Raw genomic sequence first — 25,559 nt, 5'->3', positions numbered from 1 at the left:
TCCTATGACTGGCGTCTATTTGTAGAGTACGGACGAGCATCCACAGCGGCATAATCCGCTGTGGTGAGCACGGCCGAGGTGCGCCTGAATTGATCTTTTTATAGGCGTAGCATCGACGAGGACCGCCGATGCCCTGATACCGCTGAGTGTTTATGCCGACAGCTTGCGCATCTCGGCAATGAGATCCGATTTACCCTCGAAGCCGATACCCGGGAGGTCCGGCATCGTGATATAGCCGTTCTCGACCTTGACCCCATCGGGGAAGCCGCCGTACGGTTGGAACAGGTCCGGATAGGACTCGTTTCCGCCCAAGCCAAGGCCAGCGGCGATGTTCAGCGACATCTGGTGACCGCCGTGGGGAATGCAGCGGCTCGGCGACCAGCCGTGCTGACGCAGCATGTCCAACGTGCGCAGATACTCCACCAGACCGTAGCTCAGCGCGCAGTCGAATTGCAGCCAGTCGCGGTCGGGACGCATGCCGCCATAGCGGATCAAGTTACGCGCGTCCTGCATCGAGAACAGGTCTTCGCCCGTCGCCATCGGCTTGTCGTAGTAGTTGCGCAGCGTGGCTTGCAGTTCAAAGTCGAGCGGATCGCCCGGTTCCTCGTACCAGAACAGATCGTATTGAGAGAGCGCCTTTGCGTACTGAATTGCGGTGTCCAGATCGAAGCGACCGTTCGCATCAACGGCAAGCTTCTGGTCGTCTTGCAGCACGCTGAGGATCGAGTCGATGCGGCGAAGATCTTCGTCGAGCGATGCACCGCCGATTTTTTTCTTCACCACGGTGTAACCGCGGTCGATATAGCTGCGCATCTCGTCTTTCAGCTTCTCGTGGTCCTGGCCCGGATAGTAGTAGCCGCCTGCTGCGTACACGAAAATCTTGCGATCCGGTTGGCCGTTGCCGTAGCGGTCCGCCAGCAACTGAAACAGCGGTTTCCCTTCGATCTTCGAGACCGCATCCCAGATTGCCATATCGATCGTGCCGATTGCGACCGAGCGTTCGCCGTGGCCGCCGGGCTTTTCGTTGGTGAACATCGTCGCCCAGATTTTATGGGGATCGAGGTTGTCACCAGCATCGTTGACCAGCGAGGCGGGGTCAGCTTCGAGAATGCGAGGGATGAACCGCTCACGCATGAGCTTGCCCTGCCCGTACCGGCCGTTGGAGTTGAAGCCGTAGCCGATTACCGGCTTGCCGTCCCGAATCACGTCGGTGATGACTGCGACCAGACTCAGCGTCATCTTGCTGAAGTCAATATAGGCATTGCGGATCGGGGAACTGATCGGAACGGTCTTTTCGCGGATTTCAACGATTCTCACGGCTTCGTCTCCAGAGTTTTACGAGGTGTTGCGACTCGTCGGCTGCAACATGGGACGTAGATTAACCGTGAAAAAGACTGCTAAACTGCACTTTCATTCACATCACTTTTCAATTCCAGTGAATACTGAGACGCAGACTGCGACTGATTTCGAGTTTTTTATACTTCTGGCGAAACTCAGAAGCATGTCAGGCGCCGCACGAGCTCTCGACCTGTCCCCGCCGGCTGCGACGAAGAGGCTTGGCGTCATTGAACAGCGACTCGGCGTACGACTTGTCAATCGAACTACCCGGAGCGTGAGTCTCACGCCTGAAGGCGAAACATATCTTCGGTATGCAACGCAGATAGTCGGACAGGTCCGCGAAATGGAGGAAGCGATCTCGGGAACGAAAGGTGACCCTCAAGGGCTCGTGCGCGTCAATGCGACGCTCGGCTTCGGCCGAACAACAATCGCGCCGTTGGTCTCGGAATTCGCAAAACGCTTCCCCAGCGTCGAAATCCAGTTTGAGGTCACCGATCGTCCAGTCGATCTTGTCGAAGGCGCGTTCGACATGGCGATAAGATTCGGCGAACTTCCGGACACTCGCTTGAGCGCGCGAAGGATCATGAGCAATCGCCGCTTCCTTTGTGCCTCGCCAAAATACCTGGAGAAGTACGGCACACCAGAGCGCGTCGAGGATCTAGCCCAACATCGTTGCATCATCCATCGCCAGAATAACGACGCGTATGGCGTCTGGCGTTATATCGTGAATGACCACACCGAGGCCATCAAGGTCAAAGGGGCCTTGTCGAGTAACGACGGCGACATCGTACTTCGCTGGGCGCTTGAAGGACACGGAATATTGATACGGTCTGAATGGGACCTGGCCAAATATGTGCAGAGCGGGCGCCTCCAACTTGTGCTGCCTAACACGGTTCTTCCGTCCGCCGACTTATTCGTCTACTACCCGAGGCAGAAGAATCAAACAGCCCGCGCGCGCGCATTCATTGATTTCCTCGTGAGTCGATTCCAGGCACCGTTCACTCCGGTGGAAACCGGCGCGGAGCCGCGGGAACGGAAGAAGCGCAGCCGCGGTTGATGAGTTGGAAGCAAGACAGACTTGAACGCTTGCAAACGCGTAATTCCTGACGTTGCTTTCGGTCGGTCTTGACTTGACACCGCGGCGAATCAACGCCCGAATGACTCAGGTTTGCCGCTACGAGACGCTGACGATGGAAAGCGGCGAGTGGCCGAAGAGTTCGGTCGACTGGAGACCATCGCGTGGGGCAGCAAGCCGAGGGCGATCGCCGCCCCCATCTGACGGAGTGTCGTCTTCATTTCGCGTGAAGGTCTCCGATGATCACTGGAAGCGCCTTCTTCAATTCGTCGAAGTTGTTGAAGATGTCGCGCTCGGGTACGACCGCCGGGATTACCTGCAGCCGCTCGAGAAGGTCGCGCTGCGACACCGAAACGCCAACGACCAGCACGCGCACCCCGGCTGCGTTTAGCCGCACCAGTGCATCGTCCAACGCATAGACGCCAGTCTGGTCCATGTACGAGATGCGATCCATGCGCAATACCAACAGCCTGCTCAGGAGTGTCGCCTGACGCGCGATGTCGAGGAACTTGCTGGCGAAGCCGAAGAAGATCGGCCCGTCGACGTGCTTGATCAGAAGTCTGTCGCGAAGTCCGGCGGGAATGGTCAGTTCGTCCGCCCAAGGCTCATCAGCGACTGGGGTAAGCATCGTCCGCTGCTCGGTAATGTCGCCCACCTTCTTCACAAAGACAAACGAAGCGACGACGAGGCCCGTGGCCACCGCGATGATGAGGTCGGTGAATACGGTTAGCGCGAGCACGAGGAGCATTAAAAAGGCATCCGACCGTGACAATTTAAGCAGGTGGCGGAAACTGCGGCGATCGATGATGCCGATTCCGACTGTCACCAGCAGGCCAGCGAGAATTGCACGGGGAACGTGCTGAAGCAATCCTGAAAGGCCAAGCAGCACGGCTGCCAGGAAGAGTCCATGGATCACGCCCGACAGGCGTGTTCTTCCCCCTGCATCGACGTTGACAACGGTGCGCATGGTGGCGCCGGCGCCGGGCAGTCCGCCAATCACGGCGCTGCGATGTTGCCCAGGCCTTGCCCGATGAGCTCGCGGTTGCTGTCGTGCCGCGTACGCGTGAGGTTGTCGGCTACGAGCGCTGTCAGCAGCGAGTCGATGGCGCCTAGTAGCGATAGCTGGAGCGCGGCAGACACGAGGGAAGGCAGCCGGTGCAAGTCGAACGCCGGCATCGTCAGGGTCGGCAATCCGGACGGGATTTCACCGATTACGGGGACGTCGAGCTTCAGCATCACTGCAGTGATCGTCAGCACGATCAGCGCCACGAGGGAGGCCGGGATTACCTTGGTGAATCGGGGCAGGAGCAATGCGATCGCGATCGTCGACGCGGAAAGCGCAACGGCGCTCCACTTGATGTTGCCTCCCAGTAAATGCAACTGGCTGAGGATCGACCACGGGTCTGATCCTGGTGCGTCCACGCCGAGCATCGGAAAGACCTGCTGCGTGATGATGATCACGCCGATGCCGCTCATAAAGCCCGAGATGACCGGGTAGGGCACATATCGGATATAGGACCCGATGCGCAGCAGACCGAAAGCGATTTGCATGAAACCGGCGACCACGAAGATTCCAACGACGAGTGGAAGGTTCGCGCTGCCAGAAGAAAGCATGTTCGCCGCCAGCACACCTGCAACGACCAGCGTCATCGGCCCGGTCGGGCCTGTGATCTGCACCGGCGTGCCGCCAAACAGGGCGGCGACGATGCCGGTGACAATGGCACCGTAAAGGCCGGCCACCGGGCCGAGTCCCGATGCGACGCCGAAGGCGAGCGCCAGCGGTAGCGCGACAACACCCGCCGCCACGCCACCGAAAATGTCGCCACGTCCGATCATTGGCGACGACTTGGTGGATTGAGGCTCAAGCATCTCTCTCATAGCATTGCTTCCGGTCCCGTTCGACCGCTGACGGATCGGTTGTGCGCCTGCAACTGGAACGTGGACACATTGGCTGACGGCGACTATCCGCTCGTTCGTTGACACGAGCGGTGACCGTCTGGCTCTCATCCTAGAAGATAAATCGTATGCCGAGCACCGGTCCCTGCTGCGTCACGTCGTAGAGAAATCCACCGTTTCTATGCCGGACATCGAGATAGCGGTATCCGGCGTAGGCGGTGAGCCATTTCTTGAAGCGGTAACCAACGCCACCGTAGATTTGCCATGTCCAATCGGACGAAATTCCGAATCCTCCGGCGTCCAGGTAGCCGTCGACGCTGAATCCGGTAGCGAACGGCAACGTCCCGCGCACGCCTATGACCGGATTCACCCATGCGTCACTGCTGCTGCCGCTTCTCCCGCGAAGGAGGGCACTGGTCAGTGTGAGCTCGTTGTTGACGTAGAAAATTCTTGCCCCCGCAAGGCCATCGACCGTAATTTTCGGTGAGTCAATGAACCGGTAGGCTCCGGCGATCATGCTGTGGAAGTTCTGTTGTACGAGCGTTCCCGTCCCAAACAAGGGGCCTGGCGTCGATGCACTCGCTTTTAGTTTTATGTACTGTACGTCGCCAAGAATGGCGAAGCGGCCCTTCCATGCTTCACCGCTCACGAAAACGACCGCAGGCCAATCGATATGATTGAAGATGTCGCCAAAGCTCACGTCAATCGAGGAAGGCGGCAGGCGTTCGAACACGCCTACGTCGCCGCGAACTCCCGACATCCAGAGATAAGGCGATATTTCGAAAGTCCAGCCGTTCTCTGTCTTGGTTTGGTCCGCTTGCGCCGACGCTGTCGCCGCCAGCGTGCCGAACGTCAAGCACACGATCACATCGCGAAAGGGATGGCTGCTCGACATCTTTCTCTCTTTCGACATGGAAGGCACCCGGGCGCAAGCTCACAGTGATCCACACCTTGAAACCAGATGGACCGAAGCGCACATGCTCGTCCGTTTATTGCGCTTCCTCCGACAGGAAGAAGGAATAGTTGCATCGACCTTGCGTTTAAGCCACCTGGATCGTCAGCGGATGAAGCACGGCGGTGCGTCAGACGGCACCGCTTGGCTGACGGATGGGATGCCAGACGCGGATGCGACAGCGCCGGATCATGACGTCATTTCCATAGAGACGATCTCCGCCGTTTTTCAGGATGTTTGCCTGAGAACTCTTCGGGGCGCCCGGATCTGACATCGGAACATCATTCGTCGCGTTTCAGAAGAGATGCCCCGAACTGAGAGCCGTCCCCAAACCGCCCTTCGGTTTCGACTGCTTTGCTAACCGTGTTGACTTTAAATCTAGCTGCATACGCCGGAAAAGCAAACATCAATCACCCACTCGTCATTTAGTTTCGTCATTGCGCTGATCATTGCGGATGCCGATTCTGTTGCGCTCCTAAGCATAGTCATGCGCTTACTCCGGCATGCCCTGAGTTCGCCAATGACGATGAAGGCAGACGGACTGTTCCCGTTCCCGTTTGCTCAGCAGCGAAATGGGGATTCGAATGGGCTCTGAATTTCCGTGACAACGATTCGTTACACCCGGCCGGGAGTCGGCTGTCGATGTCCGGAACGCCATCGATTTAAAAGTGTGGGATCAGGGGATGTTCTCCGGATCCTGCTCCATGTCCAGCGCCCTTCGTTGCATCTCGTCAAATTCTGGATCGGGTCCCAGTGAAGGTACGGCCGGCGCGGAATTCGCGCGCCGTGCACGGCTGGATTGAGTACTGTGCGCGTGCAGTGACTCGGCAATTGCTTCGTCTATGCGCGCGAGCAGATACGGAAAGAATGGATTCGACGAAATCCGGAACATGGAATCGAGGCTGATCGTCAACGCGCCCCGTTCACCGCGAGGCACAAATGCGCCCAGCGAAATACCGTAGCGCGAGTTTGCTGCGTTCGCGGGTTGCGTACCGTAAAGCGCATCGTCGGGTGGAAACGGAATCGCCACGTGTGAAAGCGAGAAGATCTGCGGCGGATACGAAAGACCAAGACTGCGCGTGCGGGCTACCGTCGTACCCGGTTCGACTACGCGCTCGACCGCGTCGTCAGCGCCATCAGGCAAGTTGCCGATCGTCGTCATCTGGTAGTCAACCGGCAGCGTTGGCAATACCTTTGCCAACGCCCGTGACGATGCCGGATCAATCAGCGGCCCGACTTTTGCACGGCGGTTCACATCGAACAGGACCAGTTCGCTCCCATTGTCCGGAAGCATGACGTAGAGCCGCTTGATGATTGCCGACGTGCTCACGGTAAAGTCGAGCACCGACTGGAAGGTCAATACCGGCGGCATGCCGTCGAGGCTGCTGCTTTGGGCGAGGCGGGCAATCTGCTCCTGCAATGCAATTGTGAGACCGTGCGACTGTCGCGCGCCATTGACTGGAAACGAGTTGTATTTGAAGGGATTGAATTCCGGCACGATACCCAGCCATGCGGCCTTCTCGAAAGGCGGCAGCAGTGCTGGAAGGGCAGCCAGACCCGCGAATCGTGCATAGCGCGTAATGCCGATCATCGGGGAGATCAAGATGATGTGTGACGGTCGGGCTAACGTGTTGTCCTCCAGACTGTCGAGCGCATACTTCATCGCGAGCGCGCCGCCATTTGAGAACCCGACGACGTGAAGCGGATGGTTCGGGCCCGCGCGCCGCTGCGCCTCGCGCACAGCGAGTCGTGTCGCTGCCATCCATGTTTTCCAGTCGACGTTTGTCAGACCGCCTGGCACCGTGCCGTGCCCGGGAAGGCGAATGCCGACTGCTACGAATCCGTGCTCGACATACCGCCGTGCAATGTGCCGCAGGCTGTACGGTGAATCGGTCAGGCCGTGAAGCAGGACGACTGCTCCGACGGGATTGCCAGCTGGCAACATTTCATACGATCGGTTCCAGTCGTGATCGAAGCGCGGCGGGTAGATCGGGCTGCCCTCGAAATAGCGGTTCGACGGCACGCGTGCCTCGGGAGGCAGGCGATCAGTGACCTGTCTGCGCACCTCGTCGAACAGCGTGTCCTCGTGCTGCAGATAGATTGGCCAGTCGCTCTGATCAAGCCGCTCTGCGCTAAGTTCGTCCGGCACATAGGTGTGCCATCGTTCAAGAGGAGGCCCTGTTCGCGCATCGTAAGCGCGCAACCCAAGCAGGGCAATCGCGAGCGCCACAAGCCCAAACCCCCAAAGGCGCACAGCGCGAACCATACGTGAACGGGTTTTCATGTCAGGTGGATAGAGACCATGCTTCTCACGACATACATGACGAGCCGCTTGCCGATTGTAGGTTCGACAGGATCAGGAGAGATCGTCTCCTGCCTCCGGACAAACATGAGGATTGCTCTAAATGCCTATTGCCATACCGGATGGTAGTGCACATAGTTTGTCACCGGCAGCAAATCCGAGATGCCGTGGAGAAAGGCGATGAAGGATGCAAAGGTCGGTGCACGGCCACCCGAGGCAAACAGGCAGCACCAGCTGGGTAACCGGGAGTACGAGAAGGAGCTCGCTCGCCTTCACGTCGAACTGGTCAAGCTCCAGCAATGGGTCATTGCAACGGGCGCCAAGGTATGTGTCATTTTCGAGGGGCGCGACGGTGCAGGCAAGGGCGGGACGATCAAGGCGCTTACCGAGCGCGTGAGTCCGCGGATTTTTCACGTCGTCGCATTGCCAGCGCCGTCGGACCGCGAAAAATCCCAGATGTATATGCAGCGTTACCTGCCGCATCTGCCCGCGAGCGGTGAGATCGTCTTGTTCGATCGCAGCTGGTACAACCGCGCCGGGGTGGAACGGGTCATGGGGTTCTGCACGGAAGAACAGGCGAAGACATTTCTGAAAGACGCGCCATTGGTCGAGCGGGCAGTGACTGATTCCGGCATCATTTTACTCAAGTACTGGCTCGAAGTCGGTATGGAAGAACAGACGCGTCGACTGGAAGCGCGTATTCACGATCAGCGCAAGATCTGGAAGCTGTCGCCGATGGATCTTGAGTCGTACCAGCGGTGGTACGACTACTCCCGCGCACGCGACGAAATGTTCAGGGCGACAGACACGGAGTTCGCGCCCTGGTACGTGGTGAAGTCGGATGACAAAAAGCGGGCACGCCTAAATCTCATTAGCCACTTACTAAGCAGGATTCCCTATGAGGAAGTGGCGCGCGAAAAGGTCACGCTACCCAAACGACAGAAGCCCGGAGGGTACAAAGAGCCCGACTACCCATTCAGATTTGTTCCGGAGATCCGCGGATAACTTGCCCACCGCGATGCGTCGCAACGCGGTGGCCAACGCGGTGGCCAACGCGGTGTGTGCCGATGTGAAGCGTCTGACGTCGGCACAACTGGCCGACTGTCTCGGCCGGTGCATTGCCTGACGACTGCGGGCGTAAACGGCTGGTCAGAACCCCGGAGCGAGTACATACTGCCTTTCGCCAAAGCATTGTCTTCCATCGACGTGGTTTCGGCACTTGAACGTCTTTCCCGCATAGCGGGGAACGGATAGGGAGGTCGCCATGACACCAATCCAGGGACTGTTTGCCGCGGTCTCCGCAGTTCTCCTCTTCCTGTACGGCCTTCAGGGCTTCAGTCGCGAACTCCAGGACGTGGGGGGCACGGCGCTGCAGTCGTGGCTAGGGCGCGTCACGGCGAGCCGCTGGCTTGGGTTTCTGGTCGGTGCGCTCGCGACAGCGATTGTGCAGTCAAGCAGTGCAATCACAGCGCTTGCAGTCACCCTGGTCGACGCATCCGTCATTTCCTTCCGGGCCAGTCTTGGGATCCTGCTCGGTAGCAATGTGGGAACAACGGCAACCGCCTGGCTCGTCTCCTTCAAGCTTACGGGCATCGGTCCTGTATTCATCGTGCTCGGGGCCCTGATTTCAGTGTTGCCGGTCCGCGCAAGGTACATTGGGAAAGCTGTCTTCTATTTTGGATTGATCTTCTTCGCGCTGGATCTGATATCCGCGGAGCTGAAGCCTCTGCAAGAGCGCCCACAGTTCAAGGAATGGCTCGCACTTGCAGAGGCTCCTTGGGCAGGCGTGCTCGCCGGCCTGGTGTTTACCGCTCTGGTCCAGTCCAGCAGTGTCACCACTGGTCTGGCAATTCTCCTTGTCCAGCAAGGTGTGCTGCCGCCCCAGGCAGCGATACCGATCGTCATCGGCTCTAACGTAGGTTCGACATCGACTGCGTTGATTGCAGGCCTCGGGATGAGTTCTGTCGCCAGGGCCACGGCAATTACCAACTTTCTGTTCAACGCAGCCGGCGTGCTGTGTTACTTCCCATTCCTGAGATCCTTCTCGCGAGCGATGGTGGAACTGACCGCCAATCCGGGCATGGCGGTGGCATGGGCGCATCTGATTTTCAATCTTAGCGTCGCAATTGGCTTTCTTCTGGTGCTGACGTGGGTTGAACCCTTGCTCGGAAAATGGCTCGGCGCCGACGTTCGAACTGCGAGATCTGAACCGGCGTCATAAATGGCTGCCATCACGGACAAAACATTTCCTGACTCCATGCCACGTGGGCCAACGCGTGACACGCAACTAACGCCGGGCCAAGTCCGCCATGCGAACCGCCGCGTCTGACAGCCCGCCGTCACCCCGATCGCGATTTACTATCTGGAGCAGAAGAGAGCGACCGCGTTCAGCTCGGATAAGAATGATGAATTTGTGGACGCGGTGGCGAAAGCGAATGTCCGAGGTACGATCGACGCGATACGCCGAGGCACTAATTGGCTGCGATGCAACAGGATGGGAACGTAAAAGTTCTTCGATCCATGTACCACCTATCCGGTGGTACGGCAGAGTTCTTCGTCTGAAGGTGTCGCGCGAAGAACAAGAGGTCCGGCCGTACGGAGAACAGGCGCGACAGCTCGAATCGGAAATAGGTGTAATGCAAGCAGCTAGAGTCGGTTGGCACGGAAGGTTTCGCCGGGAGATCTCTCGCCATAATTAGTGACCGTCGCCTCAAGATCCGTGACTATACTGGTCAAATTGAGGTCGGATGTATGGCGCCGACTTATCTTCATTGGCCATTACCTCGTATAGCTCTTCAAGGCAGTTCTTCGCAACGGATCTCCTGGACCCGCTGAGGTGTCAAGACTCGGAGGCGGGCAGAAGGGCTTGGCTGACCGCGAAAGTGGATCATATGCAAATACCTCGAGCGTCCCTGCGCGGTTCGAGCAGAGTTGCGCGATTTGAGGAGCGAAGCATGACTGACGTCTGCTTGCTTTTCCGCAAAGCTATTCGAATCGTCGCTCTGATGTTGATACCGATGCCCGCGGTCGCGGAGAGTGATGCAGACCTCGCGCAGCAACTGAGCAACCCGGTCGCCGCATTGATCAGTGTCCCGTTCCAGTTCAATTACGATGCAAACATCGGAGCCAACAGGGACGGAGACCGATATCTTCTGAACTTCCAGCCAGTGATTCCCTTTCGTCTAAATGGCAACTGGAATCTCATTTCGCGCACCATCGCGCCGATTGTTTCGCAAAACAACGTTGCGCCCGGTTCCGGATCGCAGACCGGTCTAGGCGATGTCGTCCAGAGCTTCTTTTTTTCGCCAGCAAAGCCCACGCAAGGCGGACTGATCTGGGGTGTGGGTCCAGTGTTTCTTCTGCCGGTATCTACCGACCGGCTGCTGGGTGCCGAGAAGTGGGGCGCCGGGCCAACCGCTGTGCTGCTCTGGCAGGCTAACGGCTGGACGTATGGCTTTCTAGCCAACCACCTGTGGTCATTTGCCGGCGATGGCAACCGCGCAGGCGTGAGCTCGACGTTCATGCAGCCTTTCCTTAACTACACGACAAAGGACGCTTGGACATTCGTTCTGAACACGGAATCGACATACAACTGGAACCGGCATCAGTGGTCGACTCCAATCAACGCAACTGTCAGCAAGCTGCTCAAGATCGGGGAACTGCCTGTGAACATCGGCGCAGGAGTGCGTTACTGGGCCGCAAGCCCGGATACCGGCCCTCACGGCTGGGGCGCGCGCCTCGTCGTGACCCTGCTTTTCCCGAAGTGACAGTCAGTGGTTGATCGTCGGCCGGCTTCGGGCGCGGCGGCACGCCTACCGCGCTTACATTAACCGGTCCGGTTCAGTGCTTCATGCCGTATCCGGCGACTGCCATGGCTGTCGAGAAAATTGAGGAGCGTATGCAACGTTTAGCGTCGAATTCGCTTTCGGGTGCTTTCGAGAGGGGGCCCCGACGAACATAACCAGGAGTGTGTTCGATTTCCGCAAACTGAAATTGGCGGGCCCGCTTGTTACTTGCGCCAATGGCCGCGCTCCCATTGCGCTGCAGGCTGGTTGACCTCGATTTCTTCAATCGGCGCGCTGTCAATAAGTATGACAGCGGACATCACCATACTTTGGAGGACATATGTATCTCCTCGAAAAATCGTTGATTCGGACCATCGGTGCCGCGGTTGTAAGCGTCGCGGCATTCTTTGCCCAGGCAGCTGCGGGTGAAAGCGATACGGCGGTTGGCGCCGATGCAAGCCAGCATTTTCATCGCGAGGGAAAAGTGCCCTCCCGGTTCACCGTCGAATTGCGCAACGGAGTCAAGAGACAATTACCCTTCGAAGATCAACGGGACTTTGAAGAAAACAAGCGAGGCCTCATCGCCGTGCCGCCGGTCCAGAAGATCATGGCTGACGCCGGCAACGTCGCGTGGGATATGCAAAGTTATAGCTTTCTGCTGGAAGGCAAGGACTTTGACAGTATCAACCCTTCGCTGCAGCGCCAGGCCATCCTCAATATGGCTTATGGCCTCTATGAAGTAGTCCCGGGACGAATCTATCAGGTGCGGGGCTTTGACCTTGCAAACATCACCTTCATTAAAGGCGACACCGGATGGATCGTTTTTGACCCACTGACCGCGGCTGAAACCGCACGGGCCGCGTTGAAGTTCGCCAATGAGAAACTGGGTAGTCGTCCAGTGGTGGCAGTGATTTACTCGCATTCACATATCGATCACTTCGGCGGTGTGCGAGGTGTGGTAAACGAGGCCGACGTGCAATCGGGCAAGGTCAAAATCATTGCGCCAGAGGGGTTCCTCCAAGAAGCAATTTCCGAGAACATCTTTGCGGGGAACGCGATGACGCGCCGTAGCCGCATTCAGTACGGTACGCTATTGGAGCGTAGTCCATTCGGCCATGTGGACCAGGCGATCGGCAAGAATGTCGCGTCGGGTAGCGTCGGCCTTATCCCGCCCAATGTCTCCATTTCGAAGGACTTCGAGAGCCTCACCGTAGATGGCGTGAAGATGATTTTTCAGAACACGCCCGACACAGAAGCCCCCGTCGAGATGAACACCTACTTCCCTCAGTGGAAAGCTTTCTGGGGCGCAGAAAATGTCACCGCGACAATCCACAACATCTACACGCTGCGCGGCGCCCCGGTCCGCAATGCGCTCAATTGGTCGAAGGAAATCAACAAAGCGCTATACAATTTTCCCGACATGGAAGTGATGTTCGCCTCGCACAGCTGGCCACGTTGGGGTAACGCCCGGATTCAGGAAGTGCTACGCGCGCAGCGCGATCTCTACGCCAACATGAACAATCAGGTATTGCATCTGGCCAACGAGGGTGTAACGATCAACGAAGTTCAGAATGTCTACCGCGTGCCGCCGAGCCTGCAACGTCAGTGGGCGGCACGCAGCTATCACGGCTCGGTTGAGGTCAATGCCCGCGCTATCATCAACCGCTTTATCGGCTACTGGGACGGCAATCCCACTACACTCATTCCGCTATCGCCCCGCGATAGCGCCCCCCTCTATGTCGAAATGATGGGCGGCGCTGCGAAGATCATTCCCAAAGGACGCGAATTGATCGGGCAGGGCAAGTACCTGCAAGCCAGCGAAATACTCAACCGGCTAGTGTTGGCTGAGCCGAGCAATCAGGTGGCACGCAACCTTCTCGCCGACGCGTTCGAGCAAATTGGCTATCAGCGGGAATCGTCGAGCGTACGCAACGCTTTTTTAAACACTGCCTATGAACTGCGCAGCGGGATACCGAGCGGAGTGGCGGCTTCCTCGACAGGCCCAGATGTTATTCGTGCGATGACCACAGAGCAATGGCTCGACTACCTTGCCATCAGCATGGATAGCCGCAAGGCCGAGGGAATGAAGTTCACCATCAATCTGGTTACACCGGACACCGGTGAAAAGTTCTTGATCGAGATGAGCAATTCCACGCTCACAAATATCAAAGGCTTCCAGGATCCCAATGCCAATCTGACAATCACATTGAATCGTACAGATCTGAACCAGGTGATGATGGGCTCCAAAAGCTTCGAAGCGTTGGAGGCGGAAGGTAAGGCCCAATTCGGCGGCGACCGTCGCCCGTTCGAACAACTGCGCAGCACCCTGGTTCAATTTACGCCGGACTTCGAAGTCTTTCCTGGTACCCGAAATGCTCGCGCGACGCCTGCAGCGACGAAGCCTTTCCAGATGATCGTACAGCCCGCAATAATGTTCGCAGACTGATGTACGCCAGAAACCCAAAACGTGAATACGGATCGCTGCGACGGTTTGCGTTGATAGGATGAGTTCGTTCTCCTCCCATACGACTCCCGCTGCGGCGCTGGCGTTCACGGGCGGCAGGACTTCGATCGCGAAGTCCTATGCGTGCGCCTTGCTACCCGTACGCATGGCCGGGAATCGCGAAGGTTCGTTGGCGAAGCAAATCCGGCCAACGATCCGCTGACACCGATCAATTGGAAGGCCGATGTACTTTGCGAACCGCCATTCGGTCGGCGACAGCCCGTAACTGAGTCGGCCACTGTCTCGCAGGTGCAGCAATCGGGCGTTATGCGGCGCGTCTCTCTGACGGTCTCGTCAGCGAGGCGCGCTTGCTCCCGCATTGTCATCTGCTCGGTTATGAGGTCTCAGTACGTAACTGACCGCTCCGACGTTGGCGGCACTTACAACCGGAATCGTGCGATTCTCTAGCAAAGTGCTAGCGCGCGGGCCGGAGTTGTATCGGATTACTTACCGATAAGCGTTGCACCCCTCGACCGCCTGCGCCAGCAAAATTCGCCAACCAGCAGTGGTGGCTCAGAGATCGGTCAGCCCTCGATATTCGTACAAGAACCGCACGAAGCCACGTTAAACACTTTTTTGTATCCCAACGTATCTGGAAGGCACAAGGGTACATGTGCATACACACAGACGGCTTTTCGACACGATTGAGATACGTCCATACGCTCAAATACCTCCATCGCATGCGGAGCATGACACAGCCGCGCAGGACCATTTGAGGTATTGCATATGCAGCACCATCCAAGCCCAACGAATGAACTGAACAGCGCTATTAGCCAATCGCTGAGCAGTCATATCGCGACTAACTGTTTACTTACGCGCGCTCGCCAGATTTCCCGCGTATTGACCGCGATTTATGACGACGCGCTGCGGCCGTTCGGCATCGTCGCGCCGCAGTTCTCGTTGCTCGTGCTAATCGCAGAGTGGGCGCCGATCAGCCGATCCGAGCTCGGCCGACGGAGCCGTCACGACCGGTCCACGCTGACCAGAAACCTGCGACCGCTGATCGTTCAGGGCTGGGTGGCTGAAGGCGCGCCAGCGGGCGACGGGCGGAGCCGTCCGCTTTCGCTCACCGTCGAAGGCGACGCACTGCTCAGGCGCGCCGCGAGTGCGTGGTCATCAGCACAGAGCCACGCGACGCATGCTCTCGGAAACGAGGGCGTCGACGACCTCATGAATATCGCTCGCGAATTGGCGCTGCGCGCCGCGTGAAATTGTTCTGTGAATGTTGCATACGCAACATCGTTCAAAGCCCGTCCTAATGTTCTAGTCAAGGAGTCTGTCATGAAAGTCGTCAAAGCCGCCGCAGTCCAGATTAGCCCCGTGCTCTATAGCCGTGAGGGTACCGTTGCAAAAGTCGTGCAGAAGATCCATGAACTCGGTGAGAAGGGTGTGCAGTTCGCCACTTTTCCCGAAACGGTCGTGCCGTATTACCCGTACTTTTCAGCGGTGCAGACGGGCATCGAACTCCTGTCCGGCACCGAACATTTGCGACTGCTCGAACAGGCCGTGACCGTACCCTCTGCCGCAACCGACGCAATTGGCGATGCCGCGCGGAAGGCCGGTATGGTGGTGTCGATTGGTGTGAATGAGCGCGACGGCGGCACGCTGTACAACACGCAGTTGCTCTTCGATGCAGACGGTACGCTGATTCAGCGGCGGCGCAAGATTACGCCGACGCATTTCGAGCGCATGATTTGGGGCCAGGGGGACGGGTCAGGCTTGCGCGCCGTGGATAGTGCAGTGGGGCGTATCGGCCAGCTTGCGTGCTTCGAACACAACAACCCGCTCGCGCGCTACGCGCTGATTGCCGACGGCGAGCAAATCCACTCGGCGATGTACCCCGGTTCGGCATTCGGCGACGGCTTTGCGCAACGAATGGAAATCAACATTCGCCAGCATGCGCTCGAGTCCGGCGCATTTGTTGTCAACGCAACGGCGTGGCTCGATGCCGGGCAGCAGGCGCAGATCATGAAGGACACCGGCTGTGGAATTGGACCGATATCAGGCGGCTGTTTCACCGCCATCGTATCGCCAGACGGCACTCTGATGGCAGAGCCGCTGCGTTCGGGTGAAGGCGAAGTGATCGTCGATCTGGACTTCACGTTGATCGACCGCCGCAAGATGCTGATGGATTCCGCCGGCCACTACAACCGCCCTGAACTTCTGAGTCTGATGATCGACCGTACGCCTACGGCTCACGTTCACGAGCGCACTGTGCATCCGGTGGCGATCGATACGAAAAGTGCAGATGACGTTCACACACCGGTTGCATGACCGCCACCATTCTGACTGACCGTTCTATCGATGGTGAGACACGTTTCAACATTCTGAGGTAAGTGCTATGACGACGAATGCGAGCGATGAACGGCCCATTCTTAAGCCCACGAGCATGTATGACTTCGTCAAGCTGTATGTCGCGGACTTCACGCGCGGCGCGACAATCTGAACGGAACCGGAGACCGATACCATGTCGAACGACATCCCTCAATCCACATCTCGCCGGCACTTTGTCGGCATGACGGCTGCGGCGCTCGCCGCAGGCTCGCTAAGCCAGTTCGCTTTCGCCGACACGAATCAGGCCATAGGCAAGATCACGGAACCCGCGAATGGCGACAAGACAGCAATCCGCCCGTTCCGTGTTCACGTCCCCGAGTCGCAACTCGTCGACCTGCGGCGTCGCATCAACGCGACGCGCTGGCCGGATCGTGAGACGGTGCCCGACGAGTCGCAGGGCGTTCAACTCGCGACCATTCAGGGGCTCGCGCATTATTGGGCGACGGGCTATGACTGGCGCAAGTGCGAGGCGCGGCTCAATTCGTATCCACAATTCATGACCGAGATCGACGGACTCGATATCCATTTCATCCACGTGCGATCAAAGCATGAAAACGCAATGCCGTTGATCGTGACGCACGGTTGGCCCGGCTCGGTGATTGAACAGTTCAAGATCATCGATCCGCTCGTCAATCCGACCGCATATGGCGCACCGGCGTCGGACGCGTTTCACCTCGTCATTCCGTCGTTGCCGGGCTATGGTTTTTCGGCGCGGCCTCAGACCACGGGCTGGGGACCGGAGCGCACCGCGCGCGCGTGGGTCGTCTTGATGAAGCGCCTCGGCTATCAGCGCTTTGCTTCGCAAGGCGGTGACCTCGGCGGAATTGTCTCGAACATCATGGCTAAGCAGGCACCACCCGAACTGATCGGCATTCACGTGAATTTCCCCGCATCAGTGCCAGCCGATATCCTGAAGTCAATCGCATCGGGCGATCCGATGCCAACGGGTCTTTCCGACGAAGAGAGACACGCATATGAACAATTGAGCGTCAACGCGAAGAAAAAGCGCGGCTACGCTTTCGAAATGGGTACCCGCCCGCAGACGTTATACGGATTGGCCGACTCGCCCGTCGCGCTGGCTTCCTGGATGCTCGACCATGGCGACGGCTACGGTCAGCCCGCTGCGGCGTTGAGTGCGGCCGTGCTCGGTCATCCAGTCAACGGTCACTCTTCGGGGGCGCTGACGCGCGACGACCTGCTCGACGACATCACGCTCTACTGGTTGACCAATACTGGCGTGTCGGCGGCGCGCTTCTACTGGGAGTCGCGCGCCAACTTCTTTCTGGCGGCCGACGTCAACGTGCCTGCCGCGATCAGCGCGTTTCCGGGAGAAAACTACCAGGCACCGAAGAGCTGGACCGAAAAGGCGTATCACAATCTGATCTACTTCAATAAGCCCGAAACGGGCGGCCATTTTCCGGCATGGGAGGTGCCGACGATCCTGGCCAGTGAAGTACGCACAGGATTGCGGTCCTTGCGTACCTGAAACGCTTGGCGTGCATGCTGTCCGCGGCAACCGCGCGCTGTCTGAGAGAGCGGCGGCTTGCGACGCACTACGCGAACGACGCCGGTTCGGCGTTGCCACCGCAAATCACGACGGCGATCTTTTCACCGGGCGAGCGCACACAGGCGCCCGAGGTCAGCGCGGCGAAAGCGGTTGCGCCTCCGGGCTCCGCGGCGATCCTGAACTGTTGCCATAGCGCGATTTGCGATACGCGTTGGATGCGGAAGAATTGATCGCCGGCTTGACTTGCGTCGCGGTGCCGATGGTGAGTGGAGGGCAGGTTCGCGGCGCGCTATCCGTTGCTGGCCCAACGGCTCGCATTGGCAATCCAGCAGCCTTGGCGAAGATCCTGAAAGCGGCGGTTAAGGCATTCGCGCAGTAAATGAGTAACAACGCATGCACCGGTACACCGCAATCGACAACGTGATATTCGTTGATCGGGCGCAAACTGGTGCGACAGGGGACCGCAGGGAAACGACCTGACGGAGCGTTAGCATCAATACGTCGTTGAACACAACACCTGCTGATCGCGTCGTGCACGCAAGAACGAAGCAGTGGTGTTGTAAACGTAATCGCGCTAACCGGGAGTATGAAATGTCTGCCACCTCTGTTCTCATCAGCATGATCCCTATGTGGGGAATCCTTCTTGTCGCATCCGGCACGGCTGCATACCTGGTGTTCTGGCGCAAGGTCATCAAATAAGCGTGCCGTCTTTTCGGTCGGGTTCGTCTTTTGCTGCAAATGACGCGCGCGAAAAGGCAGGGCGCAAACTACTAACTTTTGACTGACTACGGCTGTTCCCCCTGCTAACCTTCAGATCAATGAACGTGCGCCACTGGCCTGATGTCGAGCGCACTCGCTCAGGATGGCGAAACATTGATGCCGGAAAAAGGGGGTTCTATGACCGTTGCAGCGCTAGCGCGTGGCACGCGCCCACTCCATGATCGTCGGCGGTCGTTAGCAAAACGGTGGGCCGGGTTAGGGCTTACCGCGGCGGCGCTTCTCCACGGTCAGGCGAGTGTCGCGGCAGGACCTCTGCCCCAGGGCGGCAGTTTCGTCGGCACCACGGGCAGCATCGCGCAGAACGGCCGGAACCTGAAAATCACGCAAGCGGGCGGGCGCGGCATCATCAATTGGGACAGTTTTTCGATCGGTGTGGGGAACACCGTGTCGATCAACAACGGCACGGGCGCGACGCTCAACCGCGTGACCGGCAGCGATGTGTCCGCGATCTACGGCGCGCTCAACGCGACGGGCAGTGTGTATCTCATCAACCCAAATGGCGTGCTGATCGGTCGAACCGGCGTGATTTCGACGGGTGGCCGCTTTCTGGCATCGACCCTCGATGTTTCCGACGACAGCTTCCTCAATCCGCGCGCGATCGGCGGAACGGCCTACACCGGGAATTCCACGGCGAATGTCGTCAACCTCGGCAGGATCTCGTCGTCTGGCGGCGACGTTCTGCTTATATCGGCCAGCAAGGTCGTCAATGCAGGAAAGATAGATGCGCCCAACGGCAACGCGGAATCTGCCGTGGGGCGTCAGGTGCGCTTGTACGATAGCGCTTATCAGCAGCTTTCCGTCGATGTGGGAAGCGGCGGCACGATCAGGAACACGGGCACCGTCGAAGCGGCGACCATCAACCTCCAGGCGGCGGACGGCAACATCTTCGCGCTGGCCGGTCACTCGGGTGCGCTGCGCGCGACGGGCACGGCGACGCGCGACGGACACGTCTGGCTCGTCGCGGACACCACCACAAACTACCGCGTCAACACAGGCAACATCGATGCACGCGGCGCTCAGATCAGCGCCCGCAACGCGGACGGCAGCCGCGGCGTAGTCGAGATGTCCGGCGGCAGCGTCAAGGTGGGCGGCGCAGACGTCCAGGCCAGACAGTGGAACATCACAACCGGAGATTTCACCGTCGATGCGCGTACCGCCGACACGCTCGGCGCCAGCCTGAGCCGCGGCGCGTCGGTCAACGTGCTGGCGAATGGCGCCGACGGCAAGCTGGGCGCGAACGGCAAAGGCAACATCGACGTGGAAGCGAGTCTGCGCTGGCGCGGTGACGCGTCGCTTAATCTCAATGCCGCGCACTCGCTGACCATCGCGCCGCGCGTCACAATCGCCAACATCGGCGCAGGCCCGCTGACGCTTTCCGCCGACAACTATGGCTTCGACAACGGCGGGAGCGTGATCAATCAGGGCACGCTCGACTGGTCGCGAAGCACCGGCATCATCACGGCGCTTTACGACATCAACGGCACTTTCACACGCGGCACGGTCGTCACGAATCCGTCCTGGCAGGCCGCGCCGTTCAGTGGGCTGCTCACGCAATTCACGGCTTATCAGCTAATCGCGTCGCTGGACGACCTGCGCGCGGTGAACAACAACCTCGCGGGCAACTATGCGCTGGCTCCGCGCGGAATCGAATTCGTCGATGCGGGCGAGTTCGGCGGGATTGGCTCCGCCGACCATCCATTCACCGGCCAGTTCGACGGCATGGGCCATCTGCCGGCCGATCTTCATCTCGACGCTAATGCCGGAATGTTCAACGTGATCGGCAAAGATGGGGTGGTGCGCAACTTCACGCTGGCAGACGGCACGGGGACGTCGTCCTCGGGCCCTGTAGGTTTGCTCGCGGCGGTCAATTACGGGACGCTGATCAATGTCGGCGCGACAGGCATCATCACGTCGACGGGCAACGCGAACTCGGTGATCGGCGGGCTGGTCGGCGAGAATTTCGGCAACATCGAGCGGTCGTGGGCGGGTGTGAACATCACCGGCACGGGTGAACTGGGCGGGCTGGTCGGGCGCAACGACGGACACATCGATCGTTCCTATTCGCTCAACTCGATGACAGCCGGCGCGCCGAGCACTTTTGGCGGACTGGTCGGCACGAACAATGGCGACATCGTGCGTTCTTACGCCTTCGCGTTCCAGATGAGCGGAGGCACGACGGTCGGCGGACTGGTTGGCAACAATACTGGCCGCATTGAGCAGTCGTACGCGTATGCGAAGCTCACGCCGGATGCCAACGCGACAGTGGGCGGCATCGCGGGCAACAATAGCGGCAGCATCGCCAACGACGTTTTCTGGAACAGTGAGTCGTCGGGCGCGCAAGCCGGCGTCGGTTCGGGCACGGCGGTGGCCAGTTCGAGCGGACTCACCGACCTGGAATTGCGGGATCCTGCAAGCTTCGGACCGACATGGGACTTCGGTGCAAACGGCACCTGGGTGGCAGGCTATTTTGGGCCGTCGCTGAACCGGCTCGCGCAACCATGACGCGGTGTTACTTGCGAACTAGCTGTTGATGCGCGCGTCAGCCCGGCTACCTTAGTTTAGGAATTTCGGGCACCGCGGGTTTGTCCCGCTCGCGACGGTGAGCTGCCAGCAAACGCATCCGGCATATGATCGCCATCGTCATCTTGTATGTGGGACTTTGCCTTGCTCTGCCTGGCGGCTCTTCACATGATCGATGAAGGCGCGCAGTTTCGGCATGACTTGCCGGCGGCTTGGATAGTACAGAAACACGCCTGGTATCACCGGCGCTAACGGCTTCAGCACTTCTACCAGTTTTCCGGTTCGCAGTCCTTCGGCGACCATCGGCTCGGGTAACTGGGCAAGGCCTATACCTTCCATTGCCGCACCCAGCATGGTGGGGAAATCATGGGCGATAAAAGGGCCGCTTACGGCGATCTCGATCGCGTTGCCGCCGTTGGTGAATGACCATAGCGCGAGCGCGCCGCTGGATTTGCGCCATCGCAAGCATGCGTGTTGCCGCAGATCGTCGGTGTGCTCCGGCCGGCTGCGCGCCGCGAAGTAGGCCGGGCTGCCGACAACGACAAAACGAAGCGGCGGCGTCAACGGCACGGCGACCATGTCCGCGTCGACGAACTGACCCAGCCGGATACCGGCATCGAACCCTTCAGTTGCAAGGTCGACCAGTTCGCTGCTTGCGGCGATCTCCACTTCGACCTCGGGATAAGACTGGTGGAACGATGCGATCAGGGGATCGAGCAGCAGTGGCACCACTGCGCGCGGCACCGAAAGACGCAGCAGTCCGCTGGGCCGCTGGCCGAGACCACGCGCAACGTCGCTGGCGGCGACGAGTTCCTCGAACGCAGGCTTTGCGCGCGAAAGAAACTGTTCGCCTGCTTCGGTCAGGCCGACGCTACGCGTGGTGCGTATGAAGAGCACTGCGCCAATGCGCTCTTCCAGCACACGCACCGCCTGACTTATCGCCGACGGCGTCACGCCGAGTTCCGCGGCTGCCCTGCGAAAACTGCGATGCCGGGCAACGCACAAGAACGCCTCCACGCCATCGAGCGCGCCCTGCCTGACTGTGAAGATCTGCTTCATAGCCCGTCAACATTGTGATGAATAGTCGCTCGCGAGAGACGATGGTACACCTATGCCTGTGGGCAAGGAGTCGTACCGATGGGGACTCGCAAGCTCTCGACAATGCGTCAGGACCGTGGAGGAACCTTGCAATGGACGATGCACTTGATGGCGTGCGTGATCACTATCGAGCGACCGGACTGACCGAGCGGCTGAAGGTCGCGCTCGCGGCTTTCGGACCGGAAGATCAGCCGCTCACACCCGAGCAACTGGCCGCTCTCGACCAGTTTCACACCCGTGGTATTGCTGCCACCGCCGAGCTTGCCGCGCTGGCCGGCATCACCTCTGACATGTCGGTGCTGGACGTCGGGTCGGGTGTTGGCGGGCCGGCCCGTTTCCTGGCTGCAACGTACGGCTGCCGCGTGACGGGTATCGATCTCAGCGAGCCGTTCGTGGATGCCGCACGCTATCTCAGCCGGCGCACAGGGCAGAGTGAACAGGTGTCGTTCCATGCCGGCAGCGCGCTGGATCTTCCCTTCGACGGCAACTGTTTCGACGCCGTATTGCTGCAGCACGTCGCAATGAACATTGCGGACCGCCCACGGCTGTACCAGGAGATCCGGCGCGTGCTGAAGCCGGGCGGCAGATTTGCAACGTTCGACGTCGTCGCAAACGGCGGCGAGCCGCACTATCCCGTTCCCTGGGCGCGGACGCCGGCAACGAGCTTTCTCCTCACGGCCGATGAAACGCACGCGGCGATCGAACAGGCAGGTTTCAGCACGCTGGCATCGCAAGACGACACCGGGACAGCGAAGGCGTGGTTTGTGCAGTTGCGTGAGTCAGGGCCGCCGTCCTCGCCCAATCTCGGCGTGGTGATGGGGTTGGACTTCGCCCAGCTCACCACCAACCTGGGCCGAAATCTCATGGAAGGCCGACTCGGCATCTTGACAGCGGTGTTCGAGAAAGCATCCGCGAAGACTGCAAATCACCTGGAGAACCGCTGATGACCGCCGTCCGCGTCCCCGTCGATATCGTCCCGCGCGCTCCCGCGTGGCGCAGCCTGTTTTGGCTCATCCCGTTGGTGGCGCTGTGGATCGTATTGATCTATTGGCAGCCGATTATCCCGACCAGCGGTGTACCGACCACTGCTCATCAGTTGACGGCTCATGCGTTGATCGCGGTGGGTTTGTGGCTCGGCCTTGAAAGCACGGACCTGACGCCGGGCGAACGGCGTACGACCTGGCTCGCGGTCATGATCCCAGACACGCTTTGGTTCGCTGTTGTCTGGAGCGCGGCGATCAATGGCGCCTTCCGCACGGATGCCTCGCCCTTGCCGATGTTGCCGTTGGCGATCTTCGTGCCGGTGATGATCGGCGCTCCGCTGCTGCTGTTGTCAACGCGGGTGGGACGGGTGCTCGATGCGATGCCGGCAAGCTGGCTTGTCGCTCTGCAGCTTTACCGGATATTCGGCAGTTGGGCGCTCGCTGCGTGGCTGCACGGGTTGCTGCCAGGCGTGTTCGCCTTGCCGGCGGGAATCGGCGATGTGCTGACCGGCCTGCTCGCCGTGCCGGTGGCAATTGCCGTGGCGAGCGGTGCAGAACAAGGGCGGAAGGCGGCGATCGCCTGGAACGTGTTCGGCCTCGCCGATTTCGCCGTCGCGATTACCTTGGGGATGATCACTTCGCCCGGCCCATTCCAGTTGATCGTTCCAGCCGTGCCAAGCATCGGCGCCGGCGCTTATCCAGATGTGCTGACTCCTGCATTCGTAGTACCAGGGTCCATCCTGCTTCATGCGCTGTCGCTGCGCCAACTGATGCGGCGACGCGCAGGCCGATCTGCATGACGCCCTTCAATGCGCCCGACGACACTCAGGGCCGGTCATTATGCCGCCGGGTGTCGTCAGTTTCGGACGTCTCAGGCCGGGCTCGTGAATGCGCTTGTCACGCAAGCGCATTCACAACGGAGTTTCTTTGCTAAGGGGAGCTGATTACTGACGGACGGAGTTGTCGGGTCATTCACACGATCGACTGCGAAGAGAAAAGCGGATCACACCAGCAAAGTAACGCCTGCCCAAACAATCAGCACGACGCCCAGCACCCGGCCGACTCGCTCCCCGCCGGGCAGGATTTTTTCCACGAAAACGATCAGCGCCAGCGCGGCGATCCAGATGAGATTCATGATGCCGCCGACGAACAGCAATGCCATCAGCAGCCAACAACAGCCCACGCAGTAAATTCCATGACGCATTCCGAGCAGGAAGCTGCCTGCAACGCCAGGGCGCCAGTGCGAAGTGAGAAAGTTGACAGGTGAACGGCACTGCGCGAGGCAGGCGCGCTTAAGCGGCGAGAACTGGTAGAGGCCCGCCGAGGCCAGAACAATCGCGGAAAGCGGAGCGCTCCTCGACCACAGCATCATTTCCGAAATGAGGCCGGTCGGTTGCAGCAGTTCCTGGAGCGATGCCGCGCAGATTGAGAAGGCCAGCCATGCGGTCAGGTAACCGGCCAGCAGAAACATCGACGGGACGGCCGAACTGGATTCGGTGGACGCGTGGTGCCGCAACACGCGTCGATATAACAGTATCAGCGGCGCTGCGCTGGGTGTCATCATTGCGATCATCATCACCCACCACATCAGGATCACGGTGGGCAACGACAGATCCATTCCCCCGCCGCCATCTGCCAGTCGATGAGGGAACAGCGCGACGGCTGTCATCTCCAGCGCGGACATGCCGATTCCCGCGCCTGTCCACACGTAGGCCCACGAAAACGCGACAACGGCGACAATGCCGAGCGCGGTAATCACGCGCTCACGCCCCACGACAATCTCGAAGCTGCTCATGCCGCAGCGCGATGCCGGATCGGTCCTTTGTTATTCAGGTGCAGTTGCGCGAACTGCGCATAAGTCCCCTTGAGATCCAGTGCGATGTTTCCCTGCGAGCGGCTCGTGCCGGAGCCGATCTCGGCAAGTTCGTATTCGAACCCGTGAGGCAGGTCGATCCGGACGCGGTGCTCGTCGCCCGTTACTGGATTGCGAATCGGTTCGCCGACGACGTCGAATACGCCCTCGACATGAACCCGGCCGCGCCTGGCGTCGACATCGACGTCGAAGTCGATTTTCGTAAAGACCGGGTCGAATGCATGCTCGACCGTCGATGCAAAAACGGCGAACATCGTTGCGAACGGCTCGGTGTCCTGCCCCGTCATGATTTTCAGAATGGCTTCTCGTTGCGCGGGGCTAGCTCGTTCGTCGACGATCGGCTGGCACTTGCCCTTGCCTTCGTGGATCGGCCCGGGCCACTGAAACACGACCGCAAGCTTGACGCCGTCTAGCGGCACGTCGCCGTAATAACCGTTGCTGATCGAGATGGCGCCCATTGCTTCGCAGAAACCGTTGTTTGGCAGGGCGTTGAATTGGCAGGGGCAGCCGTATGAGCAATTGCAATTGACGAGTTCGGTGCCTTGAATTTCCCAGGGAGTCATGGTCGTCCTCCTTGTGCCCCGCGACGGGTCACGTGGCTCGAATCTAGTGT

19 protein-coding genes and 1 pseudogene are annotated in these 25,559 nt (G+C 59.4%); 12 read left to right on the top strand and 8 right to left on the bottom strand.

Annotated elements, in window-relative coordinates; all coding sequences use genetic code 11:
• Positions 1-150 precede the first annotated feature (150 nt).
• The gene (locus J2W46_RS04725; RefSeq protein ID WP_020066750.1) at positions 151-1,317 is read right to left on the bottom strand and encodes a mandelate racemase/muconate lactonizing enzyme family protein; all 1,167 of its coding nucleotides are present in this window, start codon (positions 1,315-1,317) and stop codon (positions 151-153) included.
• A 118-nt stretch (positions 1,318-1,435) separates the two neighbouring features.
• On the opposite strand from J2W46_RS04725, the gene J2W46_RS04720 reads away from it, so the two are divergent.
• Positions 1,436-2,395, top strand: a complete 960-nt coding sequence (locus J2W46_RS04720) for a LysR family transcriptional regulator (RefSeq protein WP_027804425.1) — start codon at positions 1,436-1,438, stop codon at positions 2,393-2,395.
• 235 nt (positions 2,396-2,630) lie between these two features.
• On the opposite strand, the gene J2W46_RS04715 is transcribed toward J2W46_RS04720, so the two are convergent.
• From J2W46_RS04715 to J2W46_RS04700, 4 genes and pseudogenes are all read right to left on the bottom strand, one after another.
• The gene (locus J2W46_RS04715) at positions 2,631-3,041 is read right to left on the bottom strand and encodes an STAS domain-containing protein (protein ID WP_310352056.1); all 411 of its coding nucleotides are present in this window, start codon (positions 3,039-3,041) and stop codon (positions 2,631-2,633) included.
• 171 nt (positions 3,042-3,212) lie between these two features.
• Positions 3,213-4,249: pseudogene (locus J2W46_RS04710) on the bottom strand (SulP family inorganic anion transporter); the annotation flags it as partial.
• Between the two features lie 172 nt (positions 4,250-4,421).
• Positions 4,422-5,222 (bottom strand): hypothetical protein, encoded by an 801-nt coding sequence (locus J2W46_RS04705; RefSeq protein ID WP_310351690.1) that lies wholly within the window; start codon positions 5,220-5,222, stop codon positions 4,422-4,424.
• A gap of 715 nt (positions 5,223-5,937) precedes the next feature.
• Positions 5,938-7,410 (bottom strand): alpha/beta hydrolase, encoded by a 1,473-nt coding sequence (locus J2W46_RS04700; protein ID WP_310351688.1) that lies wholly within the window; start codon positions 7,408-7,410, stop codon positions 5,938-5,940.
• Positions 7,411-7,743: 333 nt separating this feature from the next.
• Here J2W46_RS04700 and ppk2 point away from each other — a divergent pair, with 333 nt between their 5' ends.
• From ppk2 to J2W46_RS04655, 9 genes are all read left to right on the top strand, one after another.
• Positions 7,744-8,568: a polyphosphate kinase 2 gene (gene ppk2, locus J2W46_RS04695; RefSeq protein WP_020066744.1), complete on the top strand. Its 825-nt coding sequence runs from the start codon at positions 7,744-7,746 to the stop codon at positions 8,566-8,568.
• 259 nt (positions 8,569-8,827) lie between these two features.
• Complete coding sequence (locus J2W46_RS04690; protein WP_310351683.1) at positions 8,828-9,784, top strand: Na/Pi cotransporter family protein; 957 nt, start codon at positions 8,828-8,830, stop codon at positions 9,782-9,784.
• Positions 9,785-10,532: 748 nt separating this feature from the next.
• Positions 10,533-11,330, top strand: a complete 798-nt coding sequence (locus J2W46_RS04685; RefSeq protein ID WP_310351681.1) for a transporter — start codon at positions 10,533-10,535, stop codon at positions 11,328-11,330.
• A 358-nt stretch (positions 11,331-11,688) separates the two neighbouring features.
• The gene (locus J2W46_RS04680) at positions 11,689-13,794 is read left to right on the top strand and encodes an alkyl/aryl-sulfatase (RefSeq protein ID WP_310351678.1); all 2,106 of its coding nucleotides are present in this window, start codon (positions 11,689-11,691) and stop codon (positions 13,792-13,794) included.
• Between the two features lie 897 nt (positions 13,795-14,691).
• On the top strand, positions 14,692-15,060 hold the full coding sequence (locus J2W46_RS04675) for a MarR family winged helix-turn-helix transcriptional regulator (protein ID WP_310351675.1): 369 nt from the start codon (positions 14,692-14,694) through the stop codon (positions 15,058-15,060).
• 72 nt (positions 15,061-15,132) lie between these two features.
• Entirely contained in the window at positions 15,133-16,125 is a 993-nt protein-coding gene (locus J2W46_RS04670) for a carbon-nitrogen hydrolase family protein (protein WP_088174142.1), read from the top strand.
• Between the two features lie 193 nt (positions 16,126-16,318).
• Positions 16,319-17,671: an epoxide hydrolase family protein gene (locus J2W46_RS04665; RefSeq protein ID WP_310351669.1), complete on the top strand. Its 1,353-nt coding sequence runs from the start codon at positions 16,319-16,321 to the stop codon at positions 17,669-17,671.
• Positions 17,672-17,951: 280 nt separating this feature from the next.
• Positions 17,952-18,071, top strand: a complete 120-nt coding sequence (locus J2W46_RS04660; RefSeq protein WP_456307029.1) for a hypothetical protein — start codon at positions 17,952-17,954, stop codon at positions 18,069-18,071.
• Between the two features lie 518 nt (positions 18,072-18,589).
• Positions 18,590-20,974, top strand: coding sequence for a two-partner secretion domain-containing protein (locus J2W46_RS04655; protein WP_310351667.1), 2,385 nt, complete (start codon positions 18,590-18,592; stop codon positions 20,972-20,974).
• A 138-nt stretch (positions 20,975-21,112) separates the two neighbouring features.
• Here J2W46_RS04655 and J2W46_RS04650 read toward each other — a convergent pair whose 3' ends face one another.
• A complete protein-coding gene (locus J2W46_RS04650) occupies positions 21,113-22,051 on the bottom strand; it encodes a LysR family transcriptional regulator (RefSeq protein ID WP_310351664.1) in 939 nt (312 codons plus the stop codon).
• A 131-nt stretch (positions 22,052-22,182) separates the two neighbouring features.
• Between J2W46_RS04650 and J2W46_RS04645 the strand changes: the two genes are divergently transcribed.
• Positions 22,183-23,034: a class I SAM-dependent methyltransferase gene (locus J2W46_RS04645; RefSeq protein ID WP_310351660.1), complete on the top strand. Its 852-nt coding sequence runs from the start codon at positions 22,183-22,185 to the stop codon at positions 23,032-23,034.
• On the top strand, positions 23,034-23,873 hold the full coding sequence (locus J2W46_RS04640) for an MFS transporter (protein WP_088174145.1): 840 nt from the start codon (positions 23,034-23,036) through the stop codon (positions 23,871-23,873). The genes J2W46_RS04645 and J2W46_RS04640 overlap by 1 nt, the downstream gene beginning before the upstream one ends.
• 203 nt (positions 23,874-24,076) lie before the next feature.
• On the opposite strand, the gene J2W46_RS04635 is transcribed toward J2W46_RS04640, so the two are convergent.
• Together J2W46_RS04635 and J2W46_RS04630 are read right to left on the bottom strand one after the other, a co-directional pair.
• Positions 24,077-24,868, bottom strand: coding sequence for a DUF2182 domain-containing protein (locus J2W46_RS04635; RefSeq protein WP_088174146.1), 792 nt, complete (start codon positions 24,866-24,868; stop codon positions 24,077-24,079).
• Positions 24,865-25,509 carry a DUF1326 domain-containing protein gene (locus J2W46_RS04630; protein ID WP_204521933.1) on the bottom strand — a complete coding sequence of 215 codons (645 nt, stop codon included), beginning with the start codon at positions 25,507-25,509 and terminating at the stop codon, positions 24,865-24,867. The genes J2W46_RS04635 and J2W46_RS04630 overlap by 4 nt, the downstream gene beginning before the upstream one ends.
• Between the last annotated feature and the right edge of the window lie 50 nt (positions 25,510-25,559).

Source organism: Paraburkholderia strydomiana (assembly GCF_031456815.1).
Lineage (GTDB): Bacteria > Pseudomonadota > Gammaproteobacteria > Burkholderiales > Burkholderiaceae > Paraburkholderia > Paraburkholderia caledonica.
The sequence above is the reverse complement of the archived record's forward strand: the minus strand, read 5'-3'. Positions and strand labels throughout refer to the sequence as shown.

Excerpts from the sequence above, each read along its gene's own strand:
- J2W46_RS04715 (WP_310352056.1), bottom strand. The coding sequence starts at position 3,041 with ATGCTTACCCCAGTCGCTGATGAGCCTTGGGCGGACGAACTGACCATT.
- J2W46_RS04705 (WP_310351690.1), bottom strand. The coding sequence starts at position 5,222 with ATGTCGAAAGAGAGAAAGATGTCGAGCAGCCATCCCTTTCGCGATGTG.
- ppk2 (WP_020066744.1), top strand. The coding sequence starts at position 7,744 with ATGAAGGATGCAAAGGTCGGTGCACGGCCACCCGAGGCAAACAGGCAG.
- J2W46_RS04690 (WP_310351683.1), top strand. The coding sequence starts at position 8,828 with ATGACACCAATCCAGGGACTGTTTGCCGCGGTCTCCGCAGTTCTCCTC.
- J2W46_RS04680 (WP_310351678.1), top strand. The coding sequence starts at position 11,689 with ATGTATCTCCTCGAAAAATCGTTGATTCGGACCATCGGTGCCGCGGTT.
- J2W46_RS04670 (WP_088174142.1), top strand. The coding sequence starts at position 15,133 with ATGAAAGTCGTCAAAGCCGCCGCAGTCCAGATTAGCCCCGTGCTCTAT.
- J2W46_RS04665 (WP_310351669.1), top strand. The coding sequence starts at position 16,319 with ATGTCGAACGACATCCCTCAATCCACATCTCGCCGGCACTTTGTCGGC.
- J2W46_RS04660 (WP_456307029.1), top strand. The coding sequence starts at position 17,952 with ATGGTGAGTGGAGGGCAGGTTCGCGGCGCGCTATCCGTTGCTGGCCCA.
- J2W46_RS04655 (WP_310351667.1), top strand. The coding sequence starts at position 18,590 with ATGACCGTTGCAGCGCTAGCGCGTGGCACGCGCCCACTCCATGATCGT.
- J2W46_RS04650 (WP_310351664.1), bottom strand. The coding sequence starts at position 22,051 with ATGAAGCAGATCTTCACAGTCAGGCAGGGCGCGCTCGATGGCGTGGAG.
- J2W46_RS04645 (WP_310351660.1), top strand. The coding sequence starts at position 22,183 with ATGGACGATGCACTTGATGGCGTGCGTGATCACTATCGAGCGACCGGA.
- J2W46_RS04640 (WP_088174145.1), top strand. The coding sequence starts at position 23,034 with ATGACCGCCGTCCGCGTCCCCGTCGATATCGTCCCGCGCGCTCCCGCG.
- J2W46_RS04635 (WP_088174146.1), bottom strand. The coding sequence starts at position 24,868 with ATGAGCAGCTTCGAGATTGTCGTGGGGCGTGAGCGCGTGATTACCGCG.
- J2W46_RS04630 (WP_204521933.1), bottom strand. The coding sequence starts at position 25,509 with ATGACTCCCTGGGAAATTCAAGGCACCGAACTCGTCAATTGCAATTGC.